The sequence below is a fragment of the Hydrogenophilus hirschii genome (assembly GCF_054656675.1).
Map to the genome: position 1 here is coordinate 48,999 of NZ_BAAHXQ010000003.1, position 13,782 is coordinate 62,780.

13 protein-coding genes and 1 pseudogene are annotated in these 13,782 nt (G+C 59.1%); 6 read left to right on the top strand and 8 right to left on the bottom strand.

Features of this window, described 5'->3' with window-relative positions; translation table 11 throughout:
* The first annotated feature begins 28 nt into the window (after window positions 1–28).
* The 3 genes from ACYQ4Z_RS09175 to ACYQ4Z_RS09185 all read left to right on the top strand — a co-directional run bounded on the left by ACYQ4Z_RS09175 (window position 29) and on the right by ACYQ4Z_RS09185 (window position 2,767).
* A complete protein-coding gene (locus ACYQ4Z_RS09175) occupies window positions 29–1,294 on the top strand; it encodes an IS256 family transposase (RefSeq protein WP_287683922.1) in 1,266 nt (421 codons plus the stop codon).
* An 18-nt stretch (window positions 1,295–1,312) separates the two neighbouring features.
* Entirely contained in the window at window positions 1,313–1,693 is a 381-nt protein-coding gene (locus ACYQ4Z_RS09180) for a hypothetical protein (RefSeq protein WP_459860811.1), read from the top strand.
* Window positions 1,694–1,783: 90 nt separating this feature from the next.
* On the top strand, window positions 1,784–2,767 hold the full coding sequence (locus ACYQ4Z_RS09185) for an IS5 family transposase (RefSeq protein WP_108079952.1): 984 nt from the start codon (window positions 1,784–1,786) through the stop codon (window positions 2,765–2,767).
* Between the two features lie 145 nt (window positions 2,768–2,912).
* Here the strand turns inward: ACYQ4Z_RS09185 and ACYQ4Z_RS09190 are convergent.
* The 8 genes and pseudogenes from ACYQ4Z_RS09190 to ACYQ4Z_RS09225 form a co-directional block, all read right to left on the bottom strand.
* Window positions 2,913–4,236, bottom strand: a pseudogene (locus tag ACYQ4Z_RS09190) (IS701 family transposase).
* Window positions 4,237–4,301: 65 nt separating this feature from the next.
* A complete protein-coding gene (locus ACYQ4Z_RS09195) occupies window positions 4,302–5,033 on the bottom strand; it encodes a family 16 glycosylhydrolase (protein WP_219973495.1) in 732 nt (243 codons plus the stop codon).
* Between the two features lie 3 nt (window positions 5,034–5,036).
* A complete protein-coding gene (locus tag ACYQ4Z_RS09200; protein ID WP_459861013.1) occupies window positions 5,037–5,603 on the bottom strand; it encodes a sugar transferase in 567 nt (188 codons plus the stop codon).
* On the bottom strand, window positions 5,587–6,507 hold the full coding sequence (locus ACYQ4Z_RS09205) for an NAD-dependent epimerase/dehydratase family protein (RefSeq protein WP_219973493.1): 921 nt from the start codon (window positions 6,505–6,507) through the stop codon (window positions 5,587–5,589). Before ACYQ4Z_RS09205 ends, ACYQ4Z_RS09200 begins: the two co-directional genes overlap by 17 nt.
* Window positions 6,504–7,343: a glycosyltransferase family protein gene (locus ACYQ4Z_RS09210; protein WP_219973492.1), complete on the bottom strand. Its 840-nt coding sequence runs from the start codon at window positions 7,341–7,343 to the stop codon at window positions 6,504–6,506. Before ACYQ4Z_RS09210 ends, ACYQ4Z_RS09205 begins: the two co-directional genes overlap by 4 nt.
* Before the next feature lie 7 nt (window positions 7,344–7,350).
* Entirely contained in the window at window positions 7,351–9,381 is a 2,031-nt protein-coding gene (locus ACYQ4Z_RS09215) for a tetratricopeptide repeat protein (RefSeq protein WP_459860813.1), read from the bottom strand.
* A complete protein-coding gene (locus tag ACYQ4Z_RS09220; protein ID WP_459860814.1) occupies window positions 9,368–9,994 on the bottom strand; it encodes a hypothetical protein in 627 nt (208 codons plus the stop codon). The genes ACYQ4Z_RS09215 and ACYQ4Z_RS09220 overlap by 14 nt, the downstream gene beginning before the upstream one ends.
* Window positions 9,991–10,869 carry a glycosyltransferase family 2 protein gene (locus ACYQ4Z_RS09225; RefSeq protein ID WP_459860815.1) on the bottom strand — a complete coding sequence of 293 codons (879 nt, stop codon included), beginning with the start codon at window positions 10,867–10,869 and terminating at the stop codon, window positions 9,991–9,993. Before ACYQ4Z_RS09225 ends, ACYQ4Z_RS09220 begins: the two co-directional genes overlap by 4 nt.
* A gap of 36 nt (window positions 10,870–10,905) precedes the next feature.
* Between ACYQ4Z_RS09225 and ACYQ4Z_RS09230 the strand changes: the two genes are divergently transcribed.
* The 3 genes from ACYQ4Z_RS09230 to ACYQ4Z_RS09240 are packed head-to-tail and all read left to right on the top strand — an operon-like array spanning window position 10,906 to window position 13,777.
* Window positions 10,906–11,688, top strand: a complete 783-nt coding sequence (locus ACYQ4Z_RS09230) for an ABC transporter permease (RefSeq protein ID WP_219973513.1) — start codon at window positions 10,906–10,908, stop codon at window positions 11,686–11,688.
* A complete protein-coding gene (locus tag ACYQ4Z_RS09235; protein WP_459860816.1) occupies window positions 11,685–12,893 on the top strand; it encodes an ABC transporter ATP-binding protein in 1,209 nt (402 codons plus the stop codon). Before ACYQ4Z_RS09230 ends, ACYQ4Z_RS09235 begins: the two co-directional genes overlap by 4 nt.
* The gene (locus tag ACYQ4Z_RS09240; RefSeq protein WP_459860818.1) at window positions 12,890–13,777 is read left to right on the top strand and encodes a hypothetical protein; all 888 of its coding nucleotides are present in this window, start codon (window positions 12,890–12,892) and stop codon (window positions 13,775–13,777) included. Before ACYQ4Z_RS09235 ends, ACYQ4Z_RS09240 begins: the two co-directional genes overlap by 4 nt.
* Window positions 13,778–13,782: the final 5 nt, after the last annotated feature.

Sequence of the window (13,782 nt, forward strand, 5' to 3'; positions counted from 1 at the left end):
CTGATGAACAGCAAAGGAGCACGCCACCATGAGTAAAGATAACATCGTTTCTTTGTTGATGCCAGGGGGTATCGAGGACTCGTTGACGGAGTTGCTGCGCAATGGCGCCAGGCGACTGATTCAGCAAGCGATCGAGGCGGAGCTGGCCGAGATGCTGGCAAAGTATGAGGGGCAGACAGACGAACAGGGGCGCCGTGCGGTGGTTCGCAATGGTTATCTGCCGGAGCGGGAAATTCTGACCGGCGTAGGACCGGTAACGGTGAAGGTGCCGAAGGTGCGCAGCCGTGGGAAGGAATCGGTGGTATTTCGCTCCTCACTGGTGCCGCCGTATGTGCGCAAAGCCCGTCGGGTGGAGGCCGCTCTGCCGTGGCTCTACCTGAAGGGCATCTCGACCGGCCAGATGAAAGAGGCCCTGGAGGTGCTCGTCGGCCCCGAGGCAAAAGGGCTGTCTGCTTCGGTGATTGGCCGCCTGAAACGGGAGTGGGAAGCGGAATATACCGAATGGTGCCAGCGGGACATGAGAGGGGTGCGCTGGGTTTATTGGTGGGCAGACGCCATCTACAGCGGCCTGAGGGCCGAGGGCCAGAAGCTGTGCGCCCTGGTGATCATCGGCGTCAACGAATGGGGCGAGAAACATTTTCTGACCATCGAGGATGGCATTCGGGAATCGACCCAGAGCTGGCGGGAGGTGCTGCTGGGGCTGAAGCAGCGCGGCCTTGATGTGCCGCCGAAACTGGCAGTAGGCGACGGCGCCTTGGGCTTCTGGGCGGCGCTCGAGGAAGTGTATCCCGAAACCCGTCACCAGCGCTGCTGGGTGCACAAGACGGCCAACGTACTGAACTACCTGCCCAAAGCCGTTCAGCCCAAGGTCAAGAAAGCCTTGCAGGAGATCTGGATGGCCGAAGACCGGGCATCAGCCCACAAGGCCTTCGACCATTTCGTTGCGACATACCAAGCCAAATACGCGAAGGCGGTGACCTGCCTGGAAAAGGACCGGGAGGCCCTTCTGGCCTTCTACGACTTTCCGGCCGAACACTGGGTGCATATTCGCACGACCAATCCCATTGAGTCGGCCTTTGCCACGATTCGCCACCGGAGTGACCAGGCCAAAGGCTGCGTGAGCCGAAACACCCTGCTGGCAACGTTGTACAAACTGGGAATGAGCGCACAGAAACGCTGGCGGCGGATACGAGGGTTCAACTACCTTGCCAAGGTTGTCGAAGGAGTAAAGTTCAGGGACGGAGTGGAAGTCAATGACAAACGCGAAACCGACGAAAGCAGGAACGCCGCCTGATCAGGTCATACACCAGATTTGACTATAGCTCTGGGGTTGGGGGCAGGGTGGCTGGGCCGCTGGGGCCAACCCTTCGTGCTGGAAGTCACCGTTGGCTACGTTCTGGGCGTGCCAATCATTGCGGCGTTGGGCGCCTTGCCCCGCCGCGCCTGGGACGACCGCTGCGCCGACCTGGCCTATCCCGTCTTCCTCCTGCACTTCGCTGTACTCTGGACTCTGGAGGCGCTGGGTCACCCCCCCGCCGCCACATCGTGGCGATGGTTGGTGGCATACTTGGGTGTCACCCTGACCGCCGCCGCTGCCCTGCACTGGCTGACCCAGCGGCCCGTCGTCGCGTGGCGCCGACGTCTGCGCCAAGTGGCCGCCCGCGCCCCATCCCAACCCGAGTCGCCACCATAAGGGACACACTGATTTAATCGCAGATCGATGGGCCGAACTCATCCCTGACATGCGACAATTGAAGTACTGACATTTGATAGGCACTTGACGATGCAAGCGAGCTTTTCCGAACTGGAATATGCGAGCAAGAAGAAAGTGACGCGGCGCGACCGGTTTCTTGCCGAAATCGATGCGGTAACGCCTTGGTCGGCGCTGGTGGCTGAGATCGAACCGTTCTACCCGAAGGGAACCGGACGAGGCCGGCCGCCGATTGGCGTGGAACGCATGCTGCGCATGTATATTGCCCAGCAGTGCTTCGGATTGTCCGATGAAGGGATCGAAGACGCCATCTACGACAGCCAGGCCATCCGGCGCTTCGTTGGCATCGACCTGTCGCGGGAGTCTGCGCCCGATGCCACCACCCTGCTCAAGTTTCGCCGCCTGCTGGAAAAGCACCATCTGACCGAGCGCATCTTTGCTGCCATCAATACCGTGCTGGCGCAGAAGGGTTTGATCCTCAAGGAAGGCACGGTCGTTGATGCCACGATCATCGCCGCACCGTCCTCGACCAAGAACCGAAGCGGCAAGCGCGATCCGGAAATGCATCAAACCAAGAAGGGCAATCAGTGGTACTTTGGCATGAAAGCCCACATTGGCGTCGATGCCGAAACCGGCATCACCCACACGCTGGTGACCACCCCGGCCAACACCAATGATGTCACCCAAGCCCATGCCCTGCTGCATGGAGAAGAGAAAGTGGCCTTTGGCGATGCGGGCTACCAGGGCGTCGAGAAGCGGCAAGAGAACCGCAACGGCAAGGTTCGATGGGAAGTCGCGATGCGTCCGGGCAAACGCAAGGCGCTGCCGAAGACGGCGATGGGCAGGTTGATCGACAAGATCGAGCAACTCAAGGCAAGCGTGCGTGCCAAGGTCGAGCACCCGTTTCACATCGTCAAGAACCTCTTCGGCATGAAGAAGGTACGCTACAAGGGATTGGCGAAGAACACTGCGCAGCTCTACACGCTCTTTGGGTTGGCGAATCTGCTGATCGCCAAGCGGCAATTGTTTGCACTCAACGCCCAAGGTGCGTCCTGAGAGGGGCGAAATGAGGAAATTCGCCGAGAAACGGGGCGAAAGCCAGCCGAAAATGGCGGCAAAAAAGACATTTCTTGCCCACCGAGGTGTGAATGTCGAAGGGATACGGTCACTCTCGCTCATTTCCAGTAAAATGCTGATTTGTTCAGCGTGTCCATAGCGAATCGTTGCGATCGAGTCGGGTACGTGGCGTTGTGCCCTTGGGGCTTCCCCGGGGGACGTACCAGTGGGGTAAGGTAGGCGCCTGTGGGAGGAGACCGTTTTTTTTATCCCAGCCTTTGAGTCGTTGCAGGAGCAAAAAGCCGTAGGCGGCAATCGTGAGCGTAGCATGGTGGTGAAACCCGCGCCAGTTGCGCCCTTCGTAGTGGCCAAGCCCCACTTCCTGTTTGAGTTCGCGGTAATCGCGCTCGATGCGCCAGCGCATCTTGACGGTATGAACCAGCTGCGTCAATGAATAGGTCTCGGGAAGCGTGCAGAGAAAGTAGTGGCTCGGTTCGCTTTCCGTTTCCGGCCATTCGATGAGCAGCCACTCGGGTTCGCGAAGGGTGGATCGCCAATAGTCACGGTGCGCGGCACGTACCCGCACCGCCGCAAAGCGTGAGCGTAAAGGGGTGTTGCTGCTTTTGCGCCAGGTGACCGTCCGGTAGGCGCTTTGCGGTAGGCTCTCGGCAAGCCGCTTGACCGATATCGGTTCGTGCCCAGGGCTACGACGCAGGTTTTTGGCCGGTCGCCCCCGTCCTGAGTACGGTTCCGGTTGTAAGGGTTCGACCCCAGGCGGCCACACGGTGGTCGTTTCTCGTACCGCTACCGCGTAGCGAAGACCCCACGCGGTGAGTTGATCGCGAAAATGGGTGGTGTCGCCATAAACCGCATCGGCAAGTACGACCCCAGGGGGAACGCCTGCGGCAAGCGCCTCCGAGATCTGCCTGAGTGCGATTTCGGGTTTCGTCGCAAACGTCACCGTTTCCGGCACCCCCCGCTTTGTTGCGCCGCTCGGGGTCATTGGCCCACGCTTCGGGTAGGTAGAGACGAAAGGCAATCGGTAGGCTTCCTTTGTCGCTCGCCACAGAAAGCGACACGGCAACCTGGCAGTTTTCGTTTTTACCCACCTGCCCGCAGTATTGCCGGGCAACGCCCACCGAGTGGCGACCCTGTTTGGGAATGCCGGTCTCATCGACGATCCAGTAGCACGCCTCATCGAGTGCCAGGTGCGGAGCGACGATTTCGCGCACTTTGCGCAATACCGCTTCGTCCGACCACGGAGATTTCGCCACGAAGTGGTGTAGCGCCTGATGCTTGGCCTGAACCCGCTCAGGGTCGAGGTGCGCGGCAATCGGTTCGATGCTTTTTCGCGCAATCGGCAAAAGGAGCCCCCGGCAGTAGTCCTTAAGCCCCGTATGACGATCGGCGTGACTTAGCACCTCAGTAAGCTCTGTGAGGCACCATTCCAGTTCGTCAGCCGGTGTCATCAAGGCGCTCCTTTGGAAGGGGTCAATATAAGGGAAAGTGTAGCATTTTTTGTGACACAGTCAAACTAAGCTCCCCCTTCCCAAAGCCCCCAACCCGACTGGTATTCCCAAACCCGTACATAGTCCACCTCCATGGTGGAGGGCAGTTCGTCTTCCGTCGGCAACCCCAACCAACTGGCATGTACCTCTGAACTCAACATGAGTTGCAAGGGGTCGTGGAAGTACAGGTTCGGTTCTTCCCGGATCAAGAGACCGTTGACATACCACCGAAGGGTTTCTGGGGTCCAATCGAGTGCGTACGTATGGTATTGCGTGGGATCGAAACCTGGTGCGAAGACCTCCACCGGAGCGGCAATGTGTTCGCCCGTTACGTTGTCGATGACGTGGTAGTTGAGCACACCACCATCTTCCCGTCCCGGCACACCAGGAGCAATTTCGAATACGTCGATCTCTTCGGCCTGCTCAGGCGTCCAGCGATAGAGCCAAAAGGCTTGATTGAGGTGGGTTGGGTCGATTTTGGCGCGAACTTCCACGTACCCGTAGGTCAATGTCCCAATCGATTCGAGCAACGGGGTGCGGTAGGTTCCCGCTGACGCATCTTCCGTCACCGTCAGTTGGGCGACGCCATCCCCGATGCGAACCATCGACGGGTCGACATAGCCGGGAGGGCGACCACTGTACCCGTTATGGGTCAACCATTTGCCGTTGCTAACGTTCGGGTCGATAAACTCGTCACTCAAGTCGGCGCGAAAAACCGGAAACCACCAGTTGTTCGCTTGATAAAATAGCGTTTGCATCGTTCAGCCTGAAATGTGCGTAGTATTGATCATTATATCCATTCTTCGCCGCAACAGCGTGAACAGCAGATAGCGCAAATAAGCCTTCAGGTCCAAATCCGCCAACATCCGCGCATCTACCGCAGCAAGCAGCTGGGGTCGAGACATATCGACGCCACTCAATTGCGCCAATCCAGTCACACCCGGCCAGGCGTTCAGCACCTCCAACCGCCTGCGCGCTTCGATCAATTCGGTTTGGGTGGTTAGCGAAGGACGCGGCCCAACCAAACTCATATCGCCTTTGAGTACATTGATCAGCTGTGGCAATTCGTCCAGTTTGGTGGCGCGCAACCACTTACCCCAACGAGTCACCGCCGCTTTGGGCGCCAAATGGGTAGCTACTTGTGGTGTTCCTGGGTGCATTGTGCGCAGTTTGATGAGGGTAAACGGTCGCCCGAAGCGCCCGACCCGGGTTTGCAGAAACAGGGGCGAACCGGTGTCCCACCAACTCACCAGGATCAGAACGACCAGAAGCGGCGCGGAAACCACAAGGCCGAACGCAGCCAGAAGCCGATCACAGATACGAATCAGCAGGGATTGGGACATCACGTTTTCCCACCATCTCTTCCAAACCAGTCAGCAGATCGACTTGGGGTTGCCACCCGAGCGCCATCAGCGTGGCCGGAGTATAACAAGCCGAGGAAACCAAACGCGACGCCAGACGGCCCAACCGCCCCGGGATTTTCGTAAGCCAGCAGGCGGTACCAGCGGGCAAACGCCACCGCGCGCGCGAACGGCCAAGCGCCTGATCGATCGTGGTCAACAGCAACGCCGTCGAGCACGGTTCCGGGTGGGCAACGATCATCGTCTTTCCGGCAGCCTCAGGGTGGGCAGCCACCAGGCGGATTGCCGCAACCAGGTCGGCAATATGCACGAACGAACGCCGGTTTGTCTCGACCACCGGCAGCGGTGGCAAGATGCCCCGCGCAGCAAGCCGCACCAGGGTTGCGAGCAAACCTTTGCCGCCCCGGCCATAGACGGGAGCAGGACGCAGCACCACGACCTCCATTCCCCTTTTGCCGCCAATGCGCCATGCCAGCCGTTCCGCTTCGCGCTTACTGTGCCCATAGGGCGTGGTCGGCGGCGCGTCCCAACGCTCGTCTGCACACACCGTACCCGGCTCGCCCGCCGCTTTGACGCTGGAAAGGAGAACAAAGCGTCGCACGCCTTGCGCCGCGGCGGCACGCAACAGGTTGCGTGTTCCGGTGACATTTACTGCCCATAAACGGTCATGGGACGTTTCGTCGGCATCACTCAGCCCCGCGCAATGAATGACGGTCGTCACCCCCGCGCATGCCTGGGACAACGTTTCCGGTTGCAGCAGATCACCCACCACTTCGTTGGGCAATCCCATCGGCTGCCGCACCAGCACCCGATGGTGCGGTTGCCGCAATCGACCGCCGATGAACCCAGTAGCGCCCGTGACCAGGATCATGGCTTTTGCGTAGCGTCAAAGCTCGTGACCGGCTGCTCGGCTTCAGCCACGATGGGCAACCGCCACCCGGTACACAGCAAATAGCGCACGACACTCTTCAGGTGCCATTTGAGGTACCGCAGGTCACGACGGCTGGCTCGTTGTCCTTCATGAACCACCGCAACCTGGGGGCTAACCGCTACCGCAAAACCCGCACGCCAAGCGCGCACGCACAGGTCGACATCTTCATAGTAGAGTGGGTACCGCTCATCGAAACCACCCAAAGCACGGAAGGTTTCGCGTGGGCACAACATGAAGATACCCGCCACCCAGTCGGCGAAAAACGGTTCGTTGCCAACGACGTAGTGATAACCTCCGATATCGGTTTTTTTACCGCGAACCAGACGCAGTAACTTGTTGAGCAATTGCCACGGCGTGGGAAAACGCCGTGCATGATCCTCGACGGCGCCCGTGGGATTCAATACGCCAGGGGAAACGAGAAGCCCCGGGCGCATTCGAATGCAGTGCAGCAAAGCGGGAAACGGATTTTCTGGCAAGCGCAAGTCGGGATTGAGGATCGCGAAATACGGTGATTGACTCAATGAAAATGCGGTATTGTGGTTGGCGGCAAAACTCCGCGTTCGCAAATTGTCGATCACCTGCGTTCGCGCACGCAGCCCCTCCGGAATGGACGGCAGCGGCTCGGGAATGTTGCGCGTCAAGATGAGTTGCGCCACCTCCGGACACCGGGCCAAATCGTGCAACAGCGGGGTCAATTTGCGATGGTGCCCATGGCTGACGATCGATACGGTGACAGCCGTTTTCCCTGCATCGTCTGTTTGCAAATCGTCCGCCATGGTTCGATCACCGCTCCAAGATCGAAAGCAATTGCCGAACGGTGGGATTGTCTGGTGCAAACGCCGCGGCAGCTTTGGCGTCTTTGAGCGCCCGGGCGCGATCCCCCAACCGGGCATAAGCGAGTGCCCGGCTCACCAAATAAGCGGGACTTTGGCGGAACACGCTTTCGGGAAGGGTAGCCATGTGGGCAAGCGCCTTTTCCACCTGGCCAGCGCGTTGGAGCGCGTCCCAGTAGGTGAGACGAAGCTCCTCAGGAGGGTCATCACCAAAATGACGCTCGATCACCGCAACCGCACCAACTGCATCCCCCAGACGAACCGCGGCACGTGCATAGTGATACACCAATGCCCCCCGTACCGACGCTGAGACGTTGGCATCCAACCGCTCGAGTTGCGCACCAAACGCTTTGCGCGCCACCTCGATCACAAAAGGATAGTCATGTGCATCTAAACCCACCTGCATCGCCACCAATACGCGATTGACAAGCGGGACGCGAAATTCCGGGTGCCACGGAACCGACGTATAAAACCGCGCCGCTTGCAATGCCGCCGCGACGTTACCCAACCGCCTGTTGAGGTACGCTTCGTTAAACGCGACCGCTTCCGGGGGCGCATTGAGTAGGCGTGCTTTGCGTAACGCTTCCAAGGCTTCTTCGAACGATTCTGCTTGGATCAGTGCCAACCCCAAATTGTAGAAGGGGCGCCACGCTGCCAGATAACGCGGTTCCGCAAAGGCTTCGTCGGGAATCCGCGCCGCCGCATGTGCCCAGAGCGTTTTCGCGGAACGAAACGTTTCGCTATAGCGCATCCCGACGACGCCCACCGCCAACAGATATGCGCCACACAAAGCGGCTACCAGCGTGCGCTGCGGACGGTGCATCAGCCTGGGAACGAGCCATCCAAGGAGTCCCACCAAAACGAAAGGCAACGCGCTAAACCACCAGTAACTGCGGTACAGCACGATGGCATCGAGGACGCGATACGGCGTAAATTCCAACAGAAAATGGGTTCCAGCAAGCGCCCCGCCCATTGCAGCAAACCGCAACTGCGGCACCTTCCCCACGAATAGGTAGCGCCAACACACCACCAGCCAGACAAGATAGCCAACCACAGCCAACCACCCTGCGGGTTCGTTCAGTGTGACCGGCAACGCGGGACGCAGATCGATTGCCATCGCCGAGGGCAGTGGCACGAACCAAACCCCCAGCTGGTAAAAGAATGCCTTGGCCTCCATGAGGATTGCCGTGAGCCAGAGCGCCCATTCCGGGCCCAGCGGGTCGTTGCGAAACGCTTCGACCCACCAAGTAGGAAGCTGATCGAGTGGCGCCAGGAAATAGTCTTTGACAACATTCCGAAAGAAAAAGAATACGACCACAGCGCCCACAACGCTCAGCGCGATTGCGCCGAACAGCGCATACCGCCTTTTGTTCGCAGGCAGATGCCACAGCAACAACGCGAAATGGCCTGCCAGTGCAGTAATGCCCTGCTCTTTACTGAATACGGCGCACACAAAGGCTGCGGTACTCAGCACCAGGTACCCAACACGTTGCCAGGCCGGTCGCGTCAATGCGGTGTTCCATGCCAACCAGGACAGCAAAGCAAAGCACACCACCAACAAGATGGAGCGTTGTTGGAGATAGGCCACGGCATGCATCGCCGCAGGGTAAAGCAAAAACCACGCCACCGCACCCACACTGAGCCAACGGGGGGAAATCCCGTTCTTACCTACACGACGAATCAACCCGTAGAGGAGCACCCCATTGACCCAATGCAACAGCAGGTTGAACGACCGCTGCGCCGTGATCGTGTTGGGAAACAATTGGTCGATCCAGTAGAAAGTCCAATAGGAGACAAAGCGCTTCGTCCACCACGGTGGCGCAACAAACCCCTGCATTTTCTCTGGATCGAGAAAGGGCAGCCGCACGTCGTCGAAAAAATAGGGCGCGCCCAGACTGGGCCAGTACAAAATGAACAAAGCAGGCAGCAGCAATATGAGCCAAAGCCCGCTCGACCAATGCCGATGTTTACTGGCACACATCTTGATTCCTCGTTCCGGTCAACCACGGGCGCCCGATCACGATCGTGCCCACGTCCCAAGCATCCCACGTCGAGGTATCGGTGAAATCGATCTTGTTCCGATCGGCAACGATCCCGACGATCTGCCACAATCCTTGCGGCACACCATCGAGCGGCAAGAATGAACCCACCAGAGTTTCCGACACTTTACCAGAAGGATTGATCTCTTTTGGCAAATAGATGAAATCCTGCGCGTAATCATTGAGATCATCTACCGTTGCCACCGAGCGAAACGCCTGCCATCCGCCATTGGCAGCAGCACGATAGCCGACTTGAAAGCGGTCACCCACCTCGACATTGGGTGTATAGAGCAAGAGATAGACGTCCCGCATCGTCAAAAAATCGGTGGGGTCGCCCGCATCGTAATCGAGCTTGATGGTCACCGCATCCACTTTCGACGGATCACATTGGGTGAATTTGGTGCTGGAAGGCATATATTTCGGTAGCTTTTCTGCTGCAGCGCCTTTGGGGATGGAAACGGTGATCTTCATTGAATAGTCGTACGCCCAAGCAGGGAACACCGCAAAAGAGCAGAGTGCCACCCACACGACCGAAAGTTTAGCAAATCGTTTCATCGCAAATCTCCTGCAGAGCGCCACACGGCGCGAACAGCAGCCATCATAGCGCGAAGGCGCGCGCGGCGCTCAGGTAAAAAAAGGAGATAAAAGAGCCCTTTCTTGACACCGATCCACCAGTGCCACAGTCGCCAACGCCAATCGTCCCGCGCAAGGCGATGGGTCCAGATGCCGTTACGCAACTCGTAAAAAACCCGTTCCGGACGATGCACCGCAACCCGTGCGCCACCCGGCAAAAAGAGCCACCGTTCGCCCAGTTCGTGCAGCAATTCCGCACCACCGACCCCCAAGATACGGTATCCCCGGGCGCGCGCGCGTACACACCATTCGATGTCGATGTAATCGATAAAAAAATCCTCCCGAAACGGGCCTACTTGACGCCAGGCATCAAGCCGAACCACCATCCCGCTGGTGATCGCATGATCCAGAGGCGCAACGACCCCATCGGACAAAAACAGTTTGGGGCGCCGCCACCACGCGGTAATTTCACCGACGAGTGGCCCCAAGCGTTGGCTGCGCGCATCACGAATCATCGGCGCGACTGCGGCGACGGTTTCCCCTTCTGTTCGTAAGACGTGAGTCAATCGCGGTAAACACCCGGGCTGCGGTGCGCTGTCCTGATCGAACGTCACGACCCATGCGTATCCGTGACGGTGCGCCCACCGAAAACCCGCATTGAGCGCAGCGCCCACCCCCACATTCCCGCCCATCGATACATAGACCACGTTGCGGCGCACGCCAGCTACCCACGCGGCACCGCCGTTGTCGCACACGATCACGTGCCCAACGGATTCGGCCAACGCGTCGAGCAATTGCATGAGCTGCTGCGGTTTGGGCTGGAAAGCCACAATGACCGCTGCCAGAGAATCTTTCATTGTAAAATTACCCATTTTGAAGCGGAGCCGTTCCCGTTGTCGCTGACGCCATACCGCCGCTATTTTGCCCTACTCCTTTTTTGGTCAGCCCGCGATCTGCGCAACCGGTACGCGGGCTCAGTCTTCGGGCTGCTGTGGGCAGTGGTGCAACCCCTGGCGACGATTGCGCTATTTTACGGGGTTTTCGGTCTGATTCTGGCCATCCGTCTTCCAGAGGCGGCTGGGAAGACGTCGTACTTCTTTTTCCTGCTCTCAGGCCTCTTACCCTGGTTGGCGATTCAAGAGGCGTGGGCACGCAGTGTGACCGCCATCAGCGGCAACGAACTGTTGTTACAAAAGCAAACGTTTCCGCTTTCGCTTTTTCCGTTGGCACCGGTATTGACCGCACTCGTCCCGCAACTGGTGGGGTTTGCACTGTTGCTGCCGCTGCTGGCGTGGCGCGCACCAACGCCACCTGCGTGGGAACTGCTGCCGTGGGTCTTTTTCTGCCAACTCACGATCACCGCTGGGGTTGCGTTGCCCCTTGCAGCACTGAACCATCTGATACGCGACCTTGCCGCAGCGGTGCCGATCGTGCTGCAAATCCTGTTTTATACGGGTGCAATCCTTTTTCCCGCCGAGACGCTGGACGAACCGTATCGTGCTTGGCTCTTGGCCAACCCCATCGCGTGCCTGGCAATGGCGTATCAGGAAACGTTGCTCGGGCTTCCGGCCCCCGCCGGAACTTGGGCTGCGCTCTTTGCCTGGACCGTGGCGTCGGGTTTGGGTGGGGTTTGGCTGTTTCGTTTCTTGCATCCCATTGTGCTCGAGTCCCTATGAGCAGGCCGCTACTGCAATTTCACCACGTCAGTAAAACGTACAAACTCTATGCGCGGCCTGTCGATCGGCTATGGGAGCGGCTGAGCGGACGGCCCCGCCATCATGCGTTCACCGCGTTGCATCCGCTCGATTTCGTGCTCCAAGGTGGCGAAACCGTCGGGATCATCGGGGAAAACGGCGCGGGTAAAAGCACCTTGTTGAAGCTTGCCGCCGGAACCATTCGCCCGAGCACGGGAACCATCATTCGTACCGGCCACTGCGCGGCGTTACTCGAGCTGGGCGCAGGATTCCATCCGGAAGAGAGCGGTTACCGCAATCTTCTTTTGAGCGCCCTGTTGCAAGGCGTTCCCCCCGAAGAACGGCACGCGTTCGTTCGCGACGCCCAAGCGTTCGCGGAACTCTCCGATGATACGCTGGCGCGGCCCGTCAAAACCTATTCCTCCGGTATGTTCGTGCGCCTGGCTTTTGCCGCGGCAACGGTTCGTGCGCCGCAATTATTGATCGTCGACGAGGCCCTTTCCGTAGGGGATCTCCATTTCCAAAAGAAGAGCCTCGACCGGATTTTGGCGTTGCGTGACGCAGGGGCGGCGATCCTCTTTTGCTCCCACAACCTCTACCAGGTGCGCACGCTATGCACCCGTACGCTTTGGCTGCGCGCTGGGCGCATTCAAGCGGAAGGCGACACCGAAGCAGTCGTCACCGAGTTCGAAGCGTACGAACGGCACAAGCGCGCCGCGGCGAACCGTATGTCAGAAGTGCTCCCTACCGTGCCGACGCAGGAAACACTGCCGCCTGTGCGGTGCACGACCATTACCGTGGAAACGGCCGAAGGGACCAATCCCAGTGTGATCGAAACCGGCGAAACGATTCGGCTGCGCATCGTGTGCACCGCGGAGGATGATACCCCGTTTCACGTCGGTTTTGCCCTTATTCGGCCCGACCGAGACAATGTGTTTGGTTCCAGCACCCACTTCGACCCCAATCGCACCCCGCTGCGCGGGGCCGGCTCGCATGAAGTCGTCGTCGAATTTCCTGCGTTGCCGCTACTTTCCGGGAAATACCTCTGGAGCGTCTATGTCCTGGACGAAACGGGATTACACGTCTTCGACAAAGCAGAAGCCGTTTGTCCATTCACTGTGCTCAACATTACGACCCGTGATTTCGGTGTCGTTGCTTTGCCGCACCGCTGGCGCCTGAACCCATGAGCGACCGTTCCACACGTAAAGCTCCCTGCCGCCCCGCCAATCTCAACCATTTCGCTTGGTTGGCCCGCTTACCGGGCGCGCTCCCTTGGCGCCTGGCTCCCTATTGCGGCACCGACCCGCTACTCGATATCGCTTCCGTAGCCGAGGGGTTTCGCAAACTGTTTCCGCACGTCGACGCCCATACACGACAACAGTGGCTGGTTCGCCACTGTACAATGCGCAGCCATGAATTGGTGGACGCCCATGCGTTTTCGCGGCTGGTGGCTCAGCACGGCATTACGTGGGAAGTCCAGGAATGGCCCAAAGTCGGCGACTCGTCGCGTGGAACACTTCTCGTATTAACCCACCTGGATCGTTTCCTGACCGCGCCGCTGGCACTGACCACGCGCGGGGTGCGCCTCAGCATGTTGACGATGGCACCAGACGCCCTGCCTTTCGACGCCTACCGCACATTCCTCAACAAGAAAATCGCCGCTTTTCATCGCCTCATCGGGGGCGCCTGGCGCACCACCCGGCAGCCACTCACCGCGATGATGAAAGGACTGCGACAAGGCGAATGGTGGATTGCCCTTCCTGACGCGTGGGAACCAGCTTTTCGTGATTTTCGCTTTTTCCCTTTCCTGGGTGGTACCATTGCGTTTCCCGCGGGACTCATTCGCATCGCAGAAAAAACGGGGTGCCGGATCCTGTATGGTGAAACGGTCACGGTTGCGCCAAACCATTTGCGCATCCTTTTTACCCCCTGTCCAGAGCCAGCAGCGCAGGCATTCGCTTGGATTGCCGAGCGGCTTGCGAACGCGGTTGCCGAAACGCCGTGGCGGTGGTGGCAGTGGCCCCTCCTGCCCCAACTGTACCAATCCGCTCCCCAGGACTTCATGACTTAGTGAGC